This is a genomic window from Streptomyces sp. NPDC048566 (genome assembly GCF_043199735.1).
Lineage (GTDB): Bacteria > Actinomycetota > Actinomycetes > Streptomycetales > Streptomycetaceae > Streptomyces.
Genome location: NZ_JBICWL010000001.1, coordinates 43114 through 62886 on the forward strand (window position 1 = coordinate 43114; position 19773 = coordinate 62886).

The 19773-nt window shown below is 75.1% G+C and carries 14 protein-coding genes; 12 read left to right on the top strand and 2 right to left on the bottom strand.

Annotated features, from left to right (window positions below):
* Nucleotides 1-1413, top strand: a complete 1413-nt coding sequence (locus tag ACGFS9_RS00175; protein WP_393249150.1) for an ATP-binding protein — start codon at nt 1-3, stop codon at nt 1411-1413.
* A 33-nt stretch (nt 1414-1446) separates the two neighbouring features.
* On the opposite strand, the gene ACGFS9_RS00180 is transcribed toward ACGFS9_RS00175, so the two are convergent.
* Nucleotides 1447-2448, bottom strand: coding sequence for a TAXI family TRAP transporter solute-binding subunit (locus ACGFS9_RS00180; RefSeq protein ID WP_393249152.1), 1002 nt, complete (start codon nt 2446-2448; stop codon nt 1447-1449).
* An 84-nt stretch (nt 2449-2532) separates the two neighbouring features.
* Between ACGFS9_RS00180 and ACGFS9_RS00185 the strand changes: the two genes are divergently transcribed.
* From ACGFS9_RS00185 to hflX, 10 genes are all read left to right on the top strand, one after another.
* Nucleotides 2533-3069 (top strand): MazG nucleotide pyrophosphohydrolase domain-containing protein, encoded by a 537-nt coding sequence (locus ACGFS9_RS00185; RefSeq protein ID WP_393249154.1) that lies wholly within the window; start codon nt 2533-2535, stop codon nt 3067-3069.
* Nucleotides 3070-3248: 179 nt separating this feature from the next.
* Nucleotides 3249-4124 carry an alpha/beta fold hydrolase gene (locus ACGFS9_RS00190; protein ID WP_393249156.1) on the top strand — a complete coding sequence of 292 codons (876 nt, stop codon included), beginning with the start codon at nt 3249-3251 and terminating at the stop codon, nt 4122-4124.
* 404 nt (nt 4125-4528) lie between these two features.
* Nucleotides 4529-6061: a tRNA (N6-isopentenyl adenosine(37)-C2)-methylthiotransferase MiaB gene (gene miaB / locus ACGFS9_RS00195; protein ID WP_393249158.1), complete on the top strand. Its 1533-nt coding sequence runs from the start codon at nt 4529-4531 to the stop codon at nt 6059-6061.
* Between the two features lie 263 nt (nt 6062-6324).
* Nucleotides 6325-7053, top strand: coding sequence for a class III extradiol dioxygenase subunit B-like domain-containing protein (locus ACGFS9_RS00200; RefSeq protein WP_393249160.1), 729 nt, complete (start codon nt 6325-6327; stop codon nt 7051-7053).
* Between the two features lie 279 nt (nt 7054-7332).
* Nucleotides 7333-8271 carry a tRNA (adenosine(37)-N6)-dimethylallyltransferase MiaA gene (gene miaA, locus ACGFS9_RS00205; RefSeq protein WP_393249162.1) on the top strand — a complete coding sequence of 313 codons (939 nt, stop codon included), beginning with the start codon at nt 7333-7335 and terminating at the stop codon, nt 8269-8271.
* Nucleotides 8272-8378: 107 nt separating this feature from the next.
* Nucleotides 8379-8918 (top strand): hypothetical protein, encoded by a 540-nt coding sequence (locus tag ACGFS9_RS00210; protein ID WP_393250450.1) that lies wholly within the window; start codon nt 8379-8381, stop codon nt 8916-8918.
* A 49-nt stretch (nt 8919-8967) separates the two neighbouring features.
* Nucleotides 8968-9837: a diaminopimelate epimerase gene (dapF, locus tag ACGFS9_RS00215; RefSeq protein WP_393249164.1), complete on the top strand. Its 870-nt coding sequence runs from the start codon at nt 8968-8970 to the stop codon at nt 9835-9837.
* Between the two features lie 380 nt (nt 9838-10217).
* On the top strand, nt 10218-12401 hold the full coding sequence (locus ACGFS9_RS00220; protein ID WP_393249166.1) for a RelA/SpoT family protein: 2184 nt from the start codon (nt 10218-10220) through the stop codon (nt 12399-12401).
* Between the two features lie 143 nt (nt 12402-12544).
* On the top strand, nt 12545-14071 hold the full coding sequence (locus ACGFS9_RS00225; RefSeq protein WP_393249168.1) for a M1 family metallopeptidase: 1527 nt from the start codon (nt 12545-12547) through the stop codon (nt 14069-14071).
* 459 nt (nt 14072-14530) lie between these two features.
* A complete protein-coding gene (gene hflX, locus ACGFS9_RS00230; RefSeq protein WP_393249170.1) occupies nt 14531-16027 on the top strand; it encodes a GTPase HflX in 1497 nt (498 codons plus the stop codon).
* 450 nt (nt 16028-16477) lie between these two features.
* Here hflX and ACGFS9_RS00235 read toward each other — a convergent pair whose 3' ends face one another.
* Nucleotides 16478-17713, bottom strand: coding sequence for a trypsin-like serine peptidase (locus ACGFS9_RS00235; RefSeq protein ID WP_393249172.1), 1236 nt, complete (start codon nt 17711-17713; stop codon nt 16478-16480).
* 369 nt (nt 17714-18082) lie between these two features.
* On the opposite strand from ACGFS9_RS00235, the gene ACGFS9_RS00240 reads away from it, so the two are divergent.
* Nucleotides 18083-19543 carry a diaminobutyrate--2-oxoglutarate transaminase family protein gene (locus ACGFS9_RS00240; RefSeq protein ID WP_393249174.1) on the top strand — a complete coding sequence of 487 codons (1461 nt, stop codon included), beginning with the start codon at nt 18083-18085 and terminating at the stop codon, nt 19541-19543.
* Nucleotides 19544-19773 lie beyond the last annotated feature (230 nt).

Genomic DNA, 19773 nt, shown 5'->3' on the forward strand with positions numbered 1-19773 from the left:
GTGCGCGCGCGTCTGCTCCCGCTGCTCATCGTCCTGATGGCGGCCGTCCTGCTCGCCCTCGGCGTCCCGCTCGCCGGCAGCGTCGCGGCGGCCCAGCAGCAGCGCGTCGTCGTCGACCGCATCGACGACACCGCCCGCTTCGCCGCCCTCGCCCAGTACGTCACCGAACCGCCGGGCGGCCCCCAGGGCGGCTACCCCGACGAACGGGGCGAGACGCTCCGCACCGAGCTGGGCCGCTACTACGCCGTGTACGGCATCCGGGCCGGCGTGTTCTACCGGAACGACACACCCATGGCCAACGCTCCGGAGGGCTGGCGGCTGCCCGCCGAGGGCGCGGCCCGGGACGCCTTCAACGAGGCCCTCGTCAGCCGCCGCAGCCACGATCCGCAGCAGGTGTGGCCCTGGCAGCGCGGCCGTCTCGTCGTCGCCTCCCCGGTGATCAGGGACGGCGACGTCATCGCCGTCGTCGTCACCGACTCGCCCACCGGGCAGATGCGGTCGGCGACGCTGCACGGCTGGCTGATCATCGGGGCGGGCGAGATCGCCGCGATGCTCCTCGCGGTCGGCGCGGCGCTGCGGCTCACCGGCTGGGTGCTCCGCCCCGTCCGCGTGCTCGACGCGACCACCCACGACATCGCCACCGGGCGGCTGAAGTCCCGGGTCGCCGCGGCCGGCGGGCCACCGGAACTGCAACGCCTGGCCCGGTCCTTCAACGAGATGGCCGACCACGTCGAGGACGTCCTGGAACAGCAGCGCGCCTTCGTCGCCGACGCCTCCCACCAACTGCGCAACCCGCTCTCCGCGCTGCTGCTGCGCATCGAGCTGCTCGCCCTCGAACTGCCCGAGGGCAACGAGGAGATCGCCTCGGTCCGCACCGAGGGCAAGCGCCTCGCCCAGGTCCTCGACGACCTGCTCGACCTGGCCCTCGCCGAGCACGCCGAGGCCGATCTGCGCCTGACGGACATCGGCGCGCTGACGGAGGAACGGGTCGCCTCCTGGCAGCCCGTCGCCGAGAGCCGGGGAGTACGGCTGGCGGGCAGCTGTCCGGCCACCACCGCCTGGGCGGACCCGGTCACCCTGTCCAGCGCCCTGGACGCGGTGATCGACAACGCGGTCAAGTTCACGCCCGAGGGAGGCAGCGTCGAGGTGACCGTCGCCTCCAACGGCAGGACGTCGACCGTCGAGGTCACCGACGGCGGGCCCGGTCTCACCGACGAGGACCTGGCACGCATCGGCGACCGCTTCTGGCGCAGCCCCGTCCACCAGAACGTCAAGGGCTCCGGCCTCGGTCTGTCCATCTCGCGGGCCCTGCTGGAGGCGGGCGGGGGGTCGATCGCGTACGGCCACCACGAGCCGCACGGGCTCCGGGTGACCGTGACGGTGCCGAGGACGGGGCCCGGGCCGGGCGCCTGAGGTGGGCGGCCCGCCGGCTCGCGGCCGGTCCGGCTACGGCTTGATCGAACGGTAGTAGCGCCGGGCGCCGTCGTGCAGCGGCAGCGGGTCGGTGTAGATCGCCGTGCGCAGGTCCACCAGCTGCGCCGCGTGCACCACCGCGCCGATGCGGTCGCGGCTGGCGATCACCGTGTGGGTGAGTTCCTCGGTCAGCCGCGGGTCGGCGTCGTCCCGCGTGATCAGGAAGTTGGCGACCGCGAGCGTCTGCACCGGCGTGCCGCGCTGGGCCTCGGGATAGGCGTCGGCGGGCATCACGGCGGCCCGGTAGTAGCGGGAGGAGCCACCCTGTTCGTGCAGCTTCTTGACGAGTCCGCCGCTGATCGGCAGCAGCCTGATGTCGTCGGACTCGGACAGGCCCAGCACGGCGCTCGTCGGCAGGCCGCCGGACCAGAAGAAGGCGTCGATCGAGTGGTCGCGGAGCAGGGCGGGCATGGTCGCGATGCCGTCGTCGAACGACTCGATGTCGCTGTCGGGGTCCAGCCCCGCCGCCTGGAGCACGTGGTCGGCGATCAGCCGGACACCGGAACCGCCCGGACCGACCGCGACCTTCCGCCCCCGCAGGTCCGCCACCGACCGGATGTCGGAGGAGCGGCGGACCACCAGGTGCACGTAGTCGTCGTAGAGCCGCGAGCAGCCGCGCAGCCGTCCGGCCCCGGGCTTGTCCTGGAGGAGGTAGGTCTCCACGGCGTCGGCCGCCGCGATGCTGAAATCGGCCTTGCCGGTGGCCACCCGCTCGATGTTCTCCTGCGATCCGTCGCTGGTCAGCAGATTGACGTCGACCCGGGGCATGTCCTTGGCCATGGCTCCGCGCAGGAGCGTGCCGTACCGCTGGTAGACGCCGGTCGGCGTGCCCGCGCTGAAGGTGATCGTCCCGCGCGGGGAGTCCTCGCCCAGCGGCAGCAGCCACCACAGCAGCAGCCCGACGACCGCGAGAACGGCCGCCGAGCCGAACAGCGCGCCGCGCCGGCCGGTGCGGGGGAGGAGGGGCTGGACCATGCGCGCGATCCTGCCAGCCCGAGGGCTTCCCTGACCAGGGCGGGACGTCGGGGAGCGGTGTGAGAAGCACCGTAGGCTCGCCGCATGCAGCCGCATCTCCCGTCGCAGGTTCCCTCCGCCACCGGCCCGGCCGCCGCTCCTGCCGGGGCCTCGCGCCCCTCCGGGCCACCCTCTCCGGGCCGTCCGGACGGCCCGCCGGACGGTCCCGCCGCCCCCTCGGGGTCGCCGGCCTCCCTGGTGCGGGAGTTCCACCGGGCGTTCGGCCTCGACGTGCGCACCGTGCCCGGCGAGGTCGCGCCCGCGCTGGCCGAGCACCGCGGCGCCCTGCTGGCGGAGGAGGCCGCCGAGGTGGCCGAGGTGTCCGTCGCGGGCCCCCTCGACCGGCTGGCGCACGAGTTGGCCGACGTCGTCTACGTCGCCTACGGCACGGCCCTGGTCCACGGGATCGACCTCGACGCGGTGATCTCCGAGATCCACCGGGCCAACATGACGAAGATCGGGCCCGACGGCCGGATCGCCCGCCGCGCCGACGGCAAGGTCCTCAAGGGCGACCACTACCGGGCACCCGACGTGGCGGACGTCCTGCGCCGGCAGGGCTGGGAGGAGCCCGGAACCCGCTGAGCGCCGTCGCGGGGGCCGGGCCGCCCCGCGCCTTCGCCCCGGCGCCCGGCGGCCCGCGCGCACCCCTTCCCCGGCTCCGCTCCCGGTTGTTAGGTTCGCCGGGCGGTGCCGCGCCGACCCGGGGAGCACCGCCGCGCGGCGACGCCGTGGAGGCCGCCGGGGACGATCAGGGGGAGCGGATGACCGAGCCGGCCGAACTCGACCTGCCCGTCGAGGGAGGAACCCTGCGCGTGCTGCGGTTCGGGGACGGGCCGCGGATCGCGCTCGCCGTGCACGGCATCACCGCGTCCGGCATGGCCTTCGGCGCCCTGGCCCGCCGGCTCCCCGCCGAGTGGAGCCTGTACGCCCCCGACCTGCGCGGGCGCGGAGGCAGCGCGGACGCCCCCGGCGGGTACGGGCTCGACCGGCATGCCGACGACGTGTGCCGTCTCGCCCGGGACCTGGGAGCGGGGGCGCCGGTGGCGCTGACGGGACACTCGATGGGCGCCTACGTGGCCCTGCTCGCCGCCGACCGCCGGCCCCACCTGTTCGACCGCCTGCTCCTCGTCGACGGCGGGCTGCCGCTGCCCGTGCCGCCCGGCGCCGACCTCGACGCGATCCTGGACGCGACGCTGGGCCCCGCGATCGACCGGCTCGGCCGCACCTATCCCACCGACGGCGAATACGTCGAGTTCTTCCGCGCCCACCCGGCGCTCGGCCCGGACTGGAACGCCGACGTCGAGGCCTACGTGCGCTACGACCTGACGGGCCCCGGGGGTGCCCGGCGCTCCAAGGCGCGCGAGGGGGCCGTACGCCGGGACGGGCGCGACCTGCTGGCCTCCGGTGACCGGTTCGCCGCGGCCCTGCGCGGGCTCGGCGTGCCCGCGCTGCTGCTGCACGCCCCGCTCGGACTGCTCGGTCAGGAGCCCCCGATGCTCCCGGCCGACGTCGTCGGGCGCTGGACCGGCGCGGGGCCGGACCTGCCCGCCGAGCTGCTGCGGGGCACCAACCACTACACGATCCTGCTGGGTGCGGCGGCCGGGACGGTCGCGGAGCGCTTCACGACGCTGGTCTGACCCCGGGCCGTCCCGTCGGGCGAGACGAACCGCAGAGCGACGCCCCGGTCCGCGTGCGGCCCTGCTCCCGTGCGGCCGGTGACTCCGTGCGGCGGAGGACCGGGGGACGGCGGAGGACCGGGGGACGGCGGAGAGGGGCCCGGGCGGCGCGGCGGAACCCGTCCGCGGCGATCGCGCCGAGCACGGCCTCCGCGGGCCGTGCGGGACCGCCCGGGGACGCCTTCCCGCCCGCGGCCCCTCCCCGTCCGCGCGGGGCGGGCGACGGATGCGCCGGTCCCCGGGGGCGCCGCCGTCCCCCGCGGCCGGCGCCGCCCGCCCCCGGCCGGCCGGGTGCGGCGAGGCCGTCCCCCACCGTGCGGGCTCCGGCGTCCCGACCCACTCCCCGCACCGCCTACCCTTGTCCCATGAGCAGCGGCGACCGGAGTCAGGCAGTGGACGTTCAGGAATCCAAGACGTACGAAGTGCGCACCTACGGGTGCCAGATGAACGTCCACGACTCCGAACGGCTCGCCGGCCTCCTGGAGGGCGCCGGCTACGTCCGGGCTCCCCAGGGCTCGGACGGCGACGCCGACGTCGTCGTCTTCAACACCTGCGCCGTCCGCGAGAACGCCGACAACCGCCTCTACGGCAACCTCGGCCGGCTCGCCCCGATGAAGACCCGGCGCCCCGGCATGCAGATCGCCGTCGGCGGCTGCCTCGCCCAGAAGGACCGCGACACCATCGTCGAGAAGGCGCCCTGGGTCGACGTCGTGTTCGGCACGCACAACATCGGCAAGCTGCCGGTCCTGCTGGAGCGCGCCCGCGTCCAGGAGGAGGCGCAGGTCGAGATCGCCGAGTCCCTGGAGGCGTTCCCCTCCACGCTGCCGACCCGCCGCGAGAGCGCCTACGCGGCCTGGGTGTCGATCTCCGTCGGCTGCAACAACACCTGCACCTTCTGCATCGTCCCGGCGCTGCGCGGCAAGGAGAAGGACCGCCGCACCGGCGACATCCTCGCGGAGATCGAGGCGCTGGTCGGCGAGGGGGTCTCCGAGATCACCCTGCTCGGCCAGAACGTCAACGCGTACGGCAGCGACATCGGCGACCGCGAGGCCTTCGGCAAGCTGCTGCGCGCCTGCGGGCGGATCGAGGGCCTGGAGCGCGTCCGGTTCACCTCCCCGCACCCGCGGGACTTCACCGACGACGTGATCGCCGCCATGGCCGAGACGCCGAACGTGATGCCGCAGCTCCACATGCCGATGCAGTCGGGCTCGGACACCGTCCTGAAGGCCATGCGCCGTTCCTACCGCCAGGAGCGCTTCCTCGGGATCATCGACAAGGTCCGGGCCGCCATCCCGCACGCGGCGATCACCACCGACATCATCGTCGGCTTCCCCGGCGAGACGGAGGAGGACTTCGAGCAGACCCTGCACGCCGTGCGCGAGGCTCGCTTCGCGCAGGCCTTCACCTTCCAGTACTCCAAGCGGCCGGGAACACCCGCGGCCACCATGGAGGGGCAGATCCCCAAGGAGGTCGTCCAGGCGCGCTACGAGCGTCTCGTCGCCCTCCAGGAGGAGATCTCCTGGGAGGAGAACAAGAAGCAGGTCGGCCGCACCCTGGAGCTGATGGTCGCCGAGGGAGAGGGCCGCAAGGACGGTGCCACCCACCGGCTCTCCGGCCGAGCCCCCGACAACCGCCTGGTCCACTTCACCAAGCCCGACGCGGAGGTCCGCCCCGGGGACGTCGTCACCGTCGAGATCACCTACGCCGCGCCGCACCACCTGCTGGCCGAGGGCGCCGTCCTGGACGTGCGGCGCACGCGCGCGGGGGACGCCTGGGAGAAGCGCAACGCGGCCGCTGCCGCCAAGCCGGCGGGCGTCATGCTCGGCCTGCCGAAGATCGGCGCCCCGGAGCCCCAGCCGGTCGCCGCGGGCGGCGCCGGCGGCTGCGGCTGCGACTGACGCGGCCGGCCGGGCCGGGCGCGGCGCGGAGTCCGTCCGCACCTGGCACGCCCCCCGGCGCACGGTGCCCCGCCCCCGCACCTGCGGGCGCCGCGGTCCGCCCCGCCGCGCGGGTACGACCGGAGCCCGGCGCGGCCCGCCGCCGGGCACGCGGGCCCACTCGGCCGATCCGGGCGGCCGACGGCCCGCCGCGTCGTGACGGCACGCACCGGCCGTGCTCCCGGCCCGGCGGCCCGCCTCCGGTCGGCGTTACGCTGCGGATCATGCTTGTAGCCGCCGCAGTCTGCCCCTGCCCCCCGCTGCTCGTCCCGGACGTCGCCGCCGGCGCGGCGCCCGAGCTGGACCCCGCGCGTGCGGCGTGCACGGACGCGCTCGGCGTGCTCGCCGCCGCCCGCCCCGACCTGCTGGTGGCCGTCGGGCCCGCCGAACGGTACGCCCGGGGAACGCATCCCGAGGGAACCCGCGGCTCCTTCCACGACTTCGGCGTCGACCTCCCCGTCCGCCTCGGCCGGGAGCAGGCGGCCGACGCGGCGGGCGGGACGCCGCAGCGCGAACTGCCCGCCTCCCTCGCCGTCGCCGCCTGGCTGCTGGAGCGCACCGGCTGGTCCGACGCCCCCGTCGAGGGTCTCGGCGTGGGCGAACCGCTGGAGGCCGAGCGGTGCGTCCGGGTCGGGGCCGACATCGGCGCGCGGGCCGAACGGGTCGCGCTGCTGGTGATGGGCGACGCCAGCGCGTGCCGGACGCTCAAGGCGCCCGGCTACCTCGACGAGCGGGCCGCCGCCTTCGACGAACGGGCCGCACGCGCCCTGGCAGCGGCGGACGTCGAGGCACTCAAGGCCCTGGACCCCGCACTGGCCCGGGAACTGAAGGCCGCCGGCCGCGCCCCGTGGCAGGTCCTCGCGGGCGCGGCCGAGGGCGCCGGCCTGGCCGGCGCCCTGCTCTACGACGACGCGCCCTACGGGGTCGGATACCTCGTCGCCGCCTGGTCCTGACGGCCGGGAGGACCACACCGGGCCCGCCGCACGGCGGCGATCCGCGGCGGCCCCCGCCGGCGGGCGGTAGCAGGCACGGGCCCGCACGGCCGTCCGCCGGCTCCCTCGGGCGGTACGCGGCACGGTGGGCCCTCCCGCGGGGCGCGAGGCGTCCGGCCGTGCCCCACACGTCGACCCCGGCTCTCCCGGCCGGTCACCGCGGGCCCCCTGAGGCGGCCCGTGGCGGGGCGCTCCCCGGCTCGTTAGGGGAGAGGCCCCCGGGTTTGCGAGACTGGGGCCGTGAGCAGCGCACCCCCCGCCCCCCGCGTCATCGCCGTCGTCGGACCGACCGCGGCCGGAAAGTCCGATCTGGGCGTCTTCCTCGCCCGGCACCTGGGCGGCGAGGTCGTCAACGCCGACTCCATGCAGCTGTACCGCGGCATGGACATCGGCACCGCCAAACTGAGCGACGCCGAGCGCGGCGGAGTCCCCCACCACCTGCTGGACGTCTGGGACGTGACGGTCACGGCCAGCGTCGCCGAGTACCAGCGTCTCGCGCGCGCCCGCATCGACGCCCTGCTCGCCGAGGGCCGCTGGCCGATCCTGGTGGGCGGTTCCGGGCTCTACGTCCGCGGGGCCGTCGACCACCTGGAGTTCCCCGGCACCGACCCCGAGGTGCGGGCCCGCCTGGAGGAGGAGCTGGCGCTGCGCGGCTCCGGCGCCCTGCACGCGCGACTGGCCGTCGCCGACCCCGGGGCCGCCCGGGCCATCCTGCCCGGCAACGGCCGCAGGATCGTCCGCGCCCTCGAAGTCATCGAGATCACCGGCAAGCCCTTCACGGCCAACCTCCCCGGGCACGACTCCGTCTACGACACCGTCCAGATCGGCGTCGACGTCGCCCGCCCCGAACTCGACGACCGCATCGCCCGCCGGGTGGACCGGATGTGGGACGCCGGACTCGTCGACGAGGTACGCGTGCTGGAGGCGCGGGGCCTGCGCGAGGGGCGCACGGCGTCCCGCGCCCTCGGATACCAGCAGGTGCTCGCGATGCTCGCGGGGGAGTGCACCGAGGACGAGGCGCGGGCCGACACCGTGCGGGCCACCAAACGCTTCGCGCGCCGTCAGGATTCGTGGTTCCGGCGCGACCCGCGGGTGCACTGGCTCAGTGGGGCTGCGGCGGATCTCACAGAACTCCCCGGGCTCGCACTGACGTTGCTCGAACGACCGGTCACAGCCTGATCACGTCCTGGCATCGGGACGCTCCGGCCGTCATCCGGGCCTTCGGCGACGTGCCATCATCGAGCTTCGATCGACCAGTGAAGTCCGAGTTGGGAGGGCGCGTGGCGATGGAGGCCGGCCCTCGCGACACTGCACGAGGCACCGACCGCGGTGCCGTTCCGGACGGAGACGGTCTGAGCATCGACCCGGACGCCGAGCGCGGCGTCGACCCCGAGCTGGGCGGAGGACCCCTCAGCTCCGACGGCCCCGACGACACCCCCGACGGGGTGATCGACGACGGCCCCGAACCCGGCGAGATGTCCCCGGAGCCCGAGGTCGAGGTCGAGCTGCGCCCGCAGCGCCGGCTGCGCATCTGGCAGCTCGCGCCCATCGTGGCGCTCGCCGCCACCGGCTCGCTGATGTTCGCCTTCCCGCTCGCCTTCGAGTTCGGCGACGGCGGTGCCGTGGTCGCCATGCTCGGCCTGCTGATCTGCTCGTGCGCCGCCGGCTGGGGCATGATGGCCGCCCGCCGTGTGGGCTACGCCCTGCCCGGTTTCCCGCAGCGCGGCTCCGCCCGCCGCCCGGACTGGCGGGTGGTGATCGCGTACGTCGTGGTCGTCGCCGCCGTGGCCGTGCTCGCGGTCTGGCGTGTCGCCCGGCTGCGCTGACCCCTCCGCCGCGCCGCCGACCCGTCCCGCCACCCCGTACGATCGGGGCATGAGCACGCCGATCGCCTTCCTCAAGGGACACGGGACCGAGAACGACTTCGTGATCGTGCCGGACCCGGAGAACGTCGTCGACCTCCCGCCGGCCGCCACCGCCGCCCTGTGCGACCGCCGCGCCGGCATCGGCGGCGACGGCCTGCTGCACGTCGTGCGCTCCGCCGCCCACCCGGAGGCCCGGGCGATGGCCGCCGAGGCCGAGTGGTTCATGGACTACCGCAACGGCGACGGCTCGATCGCCGAGATGTGCGGCAACGGGGTGCGGGTCTTCGCCCGCTACCTCCAGCACGCCGGGCACGTCCACGAGGGGGACATCACGGTCGCCACGCGCGCGGGGGTGAAGACCGTGCACCTCGCCAAGAACGGTGACGTCACCGTCGGCATGGGCCGGGCCCTGCTGCCCGAGGCGCAGGTCACGGTCAGCGTCGGCGGACGCGGCTGGCCCGCGCGCAACGTGAACATGGGCAACCCGCACGCCGTCGCCTTCGTGGACGACCTCGCGGACGCGGGCGACCTGTACACACCGCCGCCGGTCACCCCCGCCTCGGTGTACCCGGACGGGGTCAACGTCGAGTTCGTGGTCGACCGCGGCCCGCGTCACGTCGCCCTGCGGGTCCACGAGCGCGGCTCGGGGGAGACCCGTTCGTGCGGGACCGGCGCGTGCGCGGTGGCCGTGGCCGCCGCCCGCCGGGACGGAACCGATCCGGCCGTGACCGGCACCCCGGTGACCTACACGGTGGACGTGCCCGGCGGACGCCTCGTCATCACCGAGCGGGCCGACGGCGAGATCGAGATGACGGGACCCGCGGTGATCGTCGCCGAGGGGGAGATCGACGCCGACTGGCTGGCCGCGGCCCTCGGCTGAGCCGTTCCCTCCGCGCGGGCGGGGAGCCGCGGCCCGGCGGACGCGGTCCCCGGGGCGGTGCCCGCCTGCACGGCGCGGTCCGCGCGCCGTACACCCGTCCCCGCCGGCGGGTCGGCGGGCCTCACACCGCGGAGCCCCGGCCGCCCGCCCGCGTTCCCCACCCGCACGCCCGTGCCGCCCCCGGTCGACGTTCGAAACGGCAAACCCCCGGACAGTCGCTCGAATGGGTGATCCGTTTCACGCTCGGCGAGAGCCGGTCAACCGGGCGTGGTGGGCTCGGTAGCATCAAGCACCGGCCCGGACGGGGGACCGACAGCATCCCCTGAGCCGCGTACGCCCTGGGGCACCCGTCCGCCGGTCTCACGCAGCCGGAGGTGCCCATGAGTGCGGAGGCGACGAATCCCGCGACGCCAGGCCCCGTCACGCCCGCCCCGGAGCGCTCGGCCCCGCTCGAACCGGACGCGGCCCCGGCGCACCGCAGGAAGGGACGTCCCCGCATCGACCTGCGGCGACTGGGCCGGGCCGCCCTCCTCGGCCCCACCGCGCGGGACCGGCTGCCCGACGCGATCGGCCACGTGGCGGAGGCCCACCGCGCGCACCACCCCGACGCCCCGCTCGACCCGCTCCGCCGCGCCTACGTCCTCGCGGAGTCCTCGCACCGCGGCCAGATGCGCAAGAGCGGCGAGCCGTACATCACGCACCCGCTCGCCGTGACGCTCATCCTCGCCGAACTCGGCGCCGAGACGACGACCCTGACCGCCTCGCTGCTCCACGACACCGTCGAGGACACGGAGGTGACGCTGGATCAGGTCCGCCGGGAGTTCGGCGACGAGGTCTGCTATCTCGTCGACGGCGTCACCAAACTGGAGAAGGTCGACTACGGCGCCGCCGCCGAACCGGAGACCTTCCGCAAGATGCTCGTCGCGACCGGCAACGACGTCCGCGTGATGTCGATCAAGCTCGCCGACCGGCTCCACAACATGCGGACCCTCGGCGTGATGCGTCCGGAGAAGCAGGCGCGGATCGCCGTGGTCACCCGCGACGTGCTGATCCCGCTGGCCGAGCGCCTCGGCGTCCAGGCCCTCAAGACCGAACTGGAAGACCTCGTCTTCGCGATTTTGCACCCCGAGGAGTACGAGCACACCCGGGAGCTGATCGCCGCCAACGCGAGCCGCCCCGACGACGCCCTCGCGGAGATCGCCGACGAGGTACGGGGGGTGCTGCGCGACGCCGGCATCACCGCCGAAGTCCTCATAAGGCCACGGCACTTCGTCTCGGTCCACCGGGTGTCCCGCAAACGCGGCCCGATGCGCGGCGCCGACTTCGGGCGCCTCCTCGTCCTGGTGCACGAGGACGCCGACTGCTACGGCGTGCTGGGCGAGCTGCACACCTGCCTCACGCCGGTGGTCTCCGAGTTCAAGGACTTCATCGCCGTCCCCAAGTTCAACCTGTACCAGTCGCTCCACACGGCGGTCACCCGCGGCGACGGGCAGGTCGCCGAGGTGCTGATCCGCACTCACCAGATGCACAAGGTCGCCGAGGCCGGCGTGATCGCGCTCGGCAACCCCTACGCCACCCCGTCCGAGGACCAGCCCGACGCGGGCGGCGACCGCTCCCCGGACGGCGAGCGCGCCGACCCCACCCGCCCCGGCTGGCTCTCCCGCCTCCTTCACTGGCAGCAGGGCGCCCCCGACCCCGACACCTTCTGGTCGACGCTCCGCGAGGACCTCGCGCAGGACCGCGAGATCACCGTCTTCCGCGCCGACGGGGGGTCGCTGGGCCTGCCGGAGGGCGCCAGTTGCGTCGACGCCGCGTACGCGCAGTACGGGGAGGACGCCCACGCCTGCATCGGGGCGCGCGTCAACGGCCGTCTGGCGACCCTCAGCACGGTGCTGCGGGACGGCGACACCGTCCAGCTCCTGATGGGCCAGGACCCCGCGTCCGAGCCCTCCCGGGAGTGGCTGGAGCACGCCCACACGGCCGCCGCCCGCATCGCCATCCAGCGCTGGATGGCGAGCCATCCCGCGCCGGACGCCGAGGAGAGCGCCGCCACCGGGCCGCGGCCCGCCGCCGAGACGCCGGTGGCTCCTCCCGCCGCCCCCGCCGGACGTCCCGCGAGCGCCCTCGTCGACCGGCCGGGCGCCTCCGTCCGCCTCGCGGGCTGCTGCACGCCGGTGCCGCCCGACGAGGTCACCGGCTTCGCCGTCCGCGGGGGAGTGGTCACCGTGCACCGCGTCGAGTGCCCCGGAGCCGCGCGGATGAAGGGCGACGGCCGCCCGGAGGTCGGCGTCCGCTGGGGGGCCACGACCCAGTGCCGTGTCACCCTGGTCGCCGAGTCGTTCGGCCGGCCGCACCTGCTCGCCGACCTCACCGAGGCCATCGCCGGAGAAGGCGTCGCCATCGTGTCGGCGACCGTCGAACCTCCCAGCCAGCAGCGGGTGCGGCACACCTACACGCTCCAACTCCCCGACGCCGCGAGCCTCCCCGTCCTGATGCGCGCCATGCGCGACGTGCCCGGCGTCTTCGACGTCAGCCGGGCCCAGCATCCGGCGGGAGCCCGGTAGCACCGAAGCCGCCCGGCCGCTCCCCGGCCACGGCGCCGCCCGGCCGCCGGCGCCGGGGCCCGATGAGCCGTCGGCCCACCCGTTCGGGTGGGCCGGGCGCGCGTCGCCGTCGCCGGCCCGCCGCGCGCTGGTAGCGGTGGTCCATGCCGCTCGAAGCCGCCCTCGCGCCCGCCCGCGTTCCCGCCCCGGCCCCCACCGTCCGACGCCCGAGGAGCCGCCGCGTCCACGCGGCCCTGCTCGCCTCGGCCGCCTCCGTCTGCCTCATCGCCGCGGGCGCCCCCGCCCCCGGCCCCGCCCTCGGCATCGGCGACCGGCTCTTCCCCACCCTCGGCAACCCCGGCTACGACGTCCGGGCGTACGACCTCGCCTTCACCTACCCCGGCGTGAACGACAAGCCCCTCCGGGCGGTCACCACCATCGACGCCCTCGCCACCGCCCGGCTGGAGCGCGTCAACCTCGACTACGCGCACGGCACGGTGCGGTCGGTCGAGGTCAACGGCGCGCCCGCCGGCTTCGCGAGCGCCGGCGACGACCTCGTGCTGACGCCCGCGAAGGCGGTGCCCGCGGGCAGCCCGCTGCACATCACCGTGCGCCACACCAGCGACCCGGTCCCCGCGAAGGACCAGGACGGCGGCTGGGTGCGCACCGAGGACGGACTGGCGATGGCCAACCAGGCCGACGCCGCCCACCTGGTGTTCCCGTGCAACGACCACCCGTCCGACAAGGCGATGTTCACCTTCCGCATCACCGCGCCCAAGGAGTACACCGCGGTGGCCAACGGCCTGCCCGGGCGCACCGTCCGGTCCGGGGACGCCACCACCTGGTCGTACCGCACCCGGCACCCCATGGCCACCGAGCTCGCCCAGGTGTCCATCGGCCGCTCCAGCGTCCTGCACCGCGCCGGACCGCACGGGCTGCCCGTGCGGGACGTCGTCCCGGCCCGCGACCGCGCCGCGCTCGAACCCTGGCTGGACAGGACCCCCGACCAGATCGCCTGGATGGAGAGCAAGGTCGGGCGCTACCCCTTCGAGACGTACGGGCTGCTGATGGCGGGGGCGCGGACCGGCTTCGAACTGGAGACGCAGACGCTGTCCCTGTTCGAGAAGGACCTCTTCACCGAGCCGGCCTACCCGCGGTGGTACGTCGAGTCGATCATGGTCCACGAGCTCTCCCACCAGTGGTTCGGCGACAGCGTCAGCCCGCGCAGCTGGTCGGACCTGTGGCTCAACGAAGGACACGCCACCTGGTACGAGGCCCTGTACGCCGAGGAGAAGGCGGACCGGCCGATGGAGAAGCGGATGAAGGCGGCCTACGGACTGTCCGACGGGTGGCGGGCGGCGGGCGGCCCGCCCGCCGCCCCCCGGGTCCCGGAGCCCGGCCGCAAGATCAGCATCTTCCGGCCCAGCGTCTACGACGGAGCGGCCCTCGCCCTGTACGCGCTGCGCCAGGAGATCGGGCGCCCCGCCTTCGAGCGCCTGGAGCGGGCCTGGGTCGCGGTGAACCGGGACGGGGTCGCCTCGACGGCCGACTTCGTGGACCTCGCGTCGGACATGGCGGGCCGGGACCTGAGCGGCTTCCTCACGGCATGGCTCTACGGGGAGAAGACCCCGCCGATGCCCGGACACCCCGACTGGAAGAGCGACGCGCCACACGCCCGCACGGGCGCGTGACGCGGAAGGCGTACGACGCGCCACACGCCCGCACGGGCGTGCCGGGAGTCCGAGGAGTTCGCCGCGCGCGCCCGCGACGCCCCACGCGCCCGCGCGGGGCGTCGGCCCGCCCCCGCCGCCCGCCCCGGGACGGGGGTCGGGCAGAGCCGTGATGGCGGCCGTGCGCCGCAGGACCGCCGGACCGGCCGTGCGACGGCCCGTGCCGGTGCCGCGCCCGGGAGCGGCCGGTCCGGCGCACCCGCGGCCGGCGAGGCCGGGCAGGCCGGTCCACGCGGCGCGGTGAGCCGGATAAGTCGGGTGACGGGGCGGCCCCTGCCGTGCGACCATCGTCCGGTCGCGGAGCGGCCCGTCACCAGGGCGGCACCGGCGGTGACCGGGAATCTCCCGGCGGCCCCGCGCGTTGTTCCCCCTGAGGGGCGACGTCTGTCGGCCTTCAGTCTCCCTCTACGTAAGGATCCAATGACCTCCTCTTCTTCCCCTTCCCAGGCCGCGCAGAGTTCCGCGCAGAACAACCCCGAAGGTCTTCGGGCCGATGCCCTGATGGAAGAGGACGTCGCCTGGAGCCACGAGATCGACGGAGACCGGGACGGCGAGCAGTTCGACCGCTCCGAGCGCGCGGCGCTGCGCCGCGTGGCGGGTCTGTCCACCGAACTCGAGGACGTCACCGAGGTCGAGTACCGCCAGCTCCGCCTGGAGCGTGTCGTGCTCGTCGGTGTCTGGACCACGGGGACCGCGCGGGACGCGGAGAACTCGCTGGCCGAGCTGGCGGCGCTCGCGGAGACCGCGGGAGCGCTCGTGCTCGACGGCGTCGTCCAGCGCCGCGACAAGCCCGACGCGGCCACCTACATCGGTTCCGGCAAGGCCAACGAGCTCCGGGACATCGTCGTCGAGACCGGCGCGGACACGGTGATCTGCGACGGTGAGCTGAGCCCCGGCCAGCTGATCCACCTCGAAGACGTCGTCAAGGTCAAGGTCATCGACCGGACGGCCCTGATCCTCGACATCTTCGCCCAGCACGCCAAGTCCCGTGAGGGCAAGGCGCAGGTCGCGCTCGCGCAGATGCAGTACATGCTGCCGCGGCTGCGCGGCTGGGGTCAGTCGCTCTCCCGGCAGATGGGCGGCGGCTCGGGCGGCGGGCTGGCCACCCGTGGTCCCGGTGAGACCAAGATCGAGACGGACCGGCGCCGCATCCGCGAGAAGATGGCGAAGATGCGCCGGGAGATCGCGGACATGAAGACCGGCCGCGATATCAAGCGCCAGGAGCGCCGCCGCAACAAGGTGCCCTCGGTCGCCATCGCCGGTTACACGAACGCCGGAAAGTCGTCGCTGCTCAACCGCCTCACCGGCGCGGGAGTCCTGGTCGAGAACGCGCTGTTCGCGACCCTGGACCCGACCGTGCGCCGGGCCGAGACTCCGAGCGGCCGGCTGTACACGCTGGCGGACACGGTCGGATTCGTCCGGCACCTGCCGCACCACCTGGTCGAGGCGTTCCGCTCCACCATGGAGGAGGTCGGCGACTCCGATCTCATCCTGCACGTGGTGGACGGCTCGCACCCCGACCCGGAGGAGCAGCTGGCCGCCGTGCGCGAGGTCGTCCGGGACGTCGGCGCGACGGACGTGCCGGAGATCGTTGTGATCAACAAGGCCGACGCGGCGGACCCCCTGGTGCTCCAGCGGCTGCTGCGGATCGAGAAGCGCTCCATCGCCGTCTCGGCCCGCACCGGCCAGGGCATCGCGGAGCTGCTCGCCCTGATCGACGACGAGCTGCCGCGTCCCAAGGTCGAGATCGAGGCGCTCGTGCCGTACACCCACGGCCAGCTGGTCGCCCGTGCGCACACCGAGGGCGAGGTGATCTCCGAGGAGCACACCCCGGAGGGCACCCTGCTCAAGCTGCGGGTGCACGAGGAACTGGCCGCGGACCTCGCGCCGTACGTCGCGGAGCCGGCGCTCCGCTGACGCCCGGCCGCGGAGCCGGCTCGCCGCCCGCGGAATGAACACGACGTCCCGCCCCTGTCCTCAGGGCGCGGGACGTCGCCGTCCGCGGCACCGGCCGGACGACGACCCGGTGACCCCCGGCCACCCCCTGATCGCCCGTCCGCCCCGAGAGCCCGCGCGCACCGTGGCCCGGAGTGCCCGCCCGTGCCGGTCGACACGGCCTGCACGCGCCCCGCCGCAGTCCGGCGCAGACGGCCCCGACCGGAGGAACCGCCGGTCCGGCCGGGACCGAGGCGGCCCCACCGGCAGGCACGGGGCCCGGTACGGGACCGGTCCGGCCGACGAGGCGCATGCCCGCGCGGGCGGCCGGAGCCGAACGGCGGGGGTGGGCGAACGTTCCCGTTCGCCCACCCCCGCCGTCCTCACGTCCGGGCCCCGCGTCCCGTGCCGCGTCGCATCACGCGGCCGGTGTCACCGGCCCGCGAACTTGCCGCTCACCGAGTCGTACACACCCTTGGCCACCGGGCCCAGTCGCGGACCCGCCAGCCAGCCGGACCTGACCGGGCCGATCGAGGTGTTGGAGACCAGGGCGGGCTTGCCGTCGGAACCCGCGGCCACCCAGCCCCCGCCCGACGCGCCGCCGGTCATGGTGCAGCCGATCCGGTACATCGTCGGATCCGCCTGCGCCACGGACAGCCGCCCCGGCTTGTCGGTGCACTGGAACATCCGCTGGCCGTCGAACGGCGGCGCCGCCGGATAGCCCGTCGCCGTCATGCTCGACACCTTCGACACGGCGGGCGCGGCGAAGTCCACCGGCAGCGCGGAGCCCACCGTCTCCTCCAGCGACCTGCCGTCGCCGCCCTTTTCCGGCGTCACGTGCAGCACGGCGAAGTCGTACGAGGCTCCCTGGCCGCCCGTGGACCCGCCCTGCTTGATCCACTGGTCCGAGGTCTGCGCCCAGTCGCTCCACCACACGCCGTAGGGGGCGACCTCCTCGCGAGGGGCGTTCTCCAGCCGGGCGGCGGTCCGGCCGGCGTCGTTGTACGACGGCACGAAGGCGATGTTGCGGTACCAGCCGCCCTTCCTGCCCGCGTGCACGCAGTGACCCGCCGTCCACACGAGATTGGACTTGCCCGGGTGCGCCGGGTCCTCGACCACGGTCGCCGAGCAGACCATCGTGCCGTCGGGAGAGTCGAAGAACACCTTGCCCGCCTCGGGCACCCCGGCGTGGTACGCCGGCTTCACGGCACGCGCCGGCACCGGGGCCGGCTCCGCGTCGGTGACCCCCTGGTCACCGCTCAGGTCGGCTTCGTCGACGCCCTTGTCCTGGTCCGGGTCGTCGGCCCGCCGCATCCGGTCCGGGTCCCACAGGCCCTTGATGATCGGGTTGATGAAGTCGTCGGCCTCGCGGAGCCAGTCGTCCCGGTCCCAGTTCTTCCAGGCGCCGTCCTTCCACTTGTCGACGTCGAAGCCGTGCTCCTTGAGCTTGTCCTTGAGGTCGTCGGGGATCGTGATCCTCCCGTCGCTGCTCGCGGCGGCGGACGCCGACGCGGACGCGGCGGCACCGGCGTCGTCGTCGCCCCCGCCGCAGGCGGTGGCGGTCAGCGCCAGCACGGCGCACAGGCCGACCGCCGCCCCCACGGGAGACGGTCCGCGGCGCGCGCCTCTCCCTCGGCGTGCGGCGAAGGGCGGGCGTATGGATCGCATGGAGCAACTCCCCCTGGGCGTCTGTGAACTGGGCGGATCAGCCGATCCCGAAACCGTCGCCTCGGATCGGGCCGGACGCGCGGTGCGCGCGCGTCGTGCCGATCGGCGCCTTGGGGCAGGCCGCACGGGACCGCGAGACCGGCCGTCCGGTTCCGACCGCCGCCGGCCCGGTTTCGTCGAACGGCACCACACACTATGCGCTCGCCATGGGGGACATCCGACAGAACGGCAACGGTTCCGTCACGGCAAAGATCTTCGATCCACCCGCTTCCCAACGCCCGCGACGTCGTTGATACGTACGGGGGGCCTGACGCCTGCGTTCAGAACCGCCCGCCAACGCGCATCTGGACAGCGGGAGGACCGGAAGTCGTGGCCGTGACCGAGTCAGCGATGGTGCCGTCGGAGGCCCCCGGGGAAGCGCAGGAGGCGCCGGGCGGATTCCCCGCGGGGACCGAGGGGGCGCGCGCGGCCCACGAGGGGATCCTGCGGCGCCAGTCGGCGCGCGAATCGGCGGCCCGCACCTACGCGCGCGCCCTGCCGATCGTTCCCGTGCGGGCCCGCGGCCTCACGATCGAGGGCGCCGACGGCCGCCGCTACCTCGACTGCCTCTCCGGCGCCGGGACGCTGGCCCTCGGGCACAACCACCCCGTCGTGCTGGAGGCGATCCGCGCGGTCCTCGACTCCGGTGCCCCGCTGCACGTCCTGGACCTGGCCACCCCGGTCAAGGACGCCTTCACCACCGAGCTGTTCCGCACGCTCCCCCCGCGGTTCGCCGAGCGGGCGCGCATCCAGTTCTGCGGACCGGCCGGGACCGACGCGGTCGAGGCCGCGTTCAAACTGGTCCGAGCGGCCACCGGCCGCACCGGGCTCCTCGCGTTCACCGGCGCCTACCACGGCATGACCTCGGGGGCGCTCGAAGCGTCCGGGGGCGCGACCGACGTGCGGGTCGCGCGCCTGCCCTATCCCCACGACTACCGCTGCCCGTTCGGCATCGGCGGCGACCGGGGCGCCGAACTGGCCGCGCGCTGGACGGAGTCGGTCCTCGACGACCCCAAGTCGGGGGTGCCGCGCCCCGCCGGGATGATCTTCGAACCGGTGCAGGGCGAGGGCGGCGTGATCCCCGCCCCGGACGTCTGGACGCGCCGGATGCGCGCGATCACCGAGAGCCGCTCCATCCCGCTGATCGCGGACGAGATCCAGACCGGGGTGGGCCGGACCGGCACGTTCTGGGCCGTCGAACACAGCGGGATCACCCCGGACGTGATGGTGCTGTCCAAGGCGATCGGGGGCAGCCTGCCGCTGGCCGTCGTCGTCTACCGCGACGATCTCGACGTCTGGCGGCCCGGCGCCCACGCGGGCACCTTCCGCGGCAACCAGCTCGCCATGGCGGCCGGTGCGGCCACCCTCCGGTACGTCCGGGAGCAGGGCCTCGCCCAGCGCGCGGCGACCGTCGGCCGGCGCATCCTCGCCGAACTCCGCGCCCTCGCCGCGGAGTTCCCCATGGTCGGCGACGTCCGCGGCCGCGGCCTCATGATCGGCCTCGAATGCGTGGACCCGGAGGCGCCGCCGGCGCCCGCACCGGACGGGCCCCGCCCCGCCGCTCCCGGTCTCGCCGCCGCCGTGCAGCGGGAGTGCCTGCGCCGGGGCCTGATCGTGGAGTTGGGCGGCCGTCAGGGCAGCGTCGTGCGACTGCTCCCCCCGCTGACGATCAGCGACGAACAGACGACCGCCGTCCTGGACCGACTCGCGGACGCCGTACGGGCGGTGGCCCGCGAGGACGGGCGAACCCGCGCCGCAGACCGAACGCGGGACTCCGACCGGCCCCGGTGACAGCCCACCGGACCGGTACCACCCGCCCCGCACGGCCGCGTTCGCCCGCGTCGAGCCGGCCCCGGGGTCCGGGCCCCGCGCCCGGCGCCGGACGTCACCCCGCCCCCGGCCGGTGCCGCGACCACCCCGAACGACCCACGAGGACTGACCGTGAACACCACCCCCGCACCCGGACACCGGCCCCTCGCGCCCGAGCGAGCCGCCGGGCAGCCCGCTCCCCGGCCGGCCCC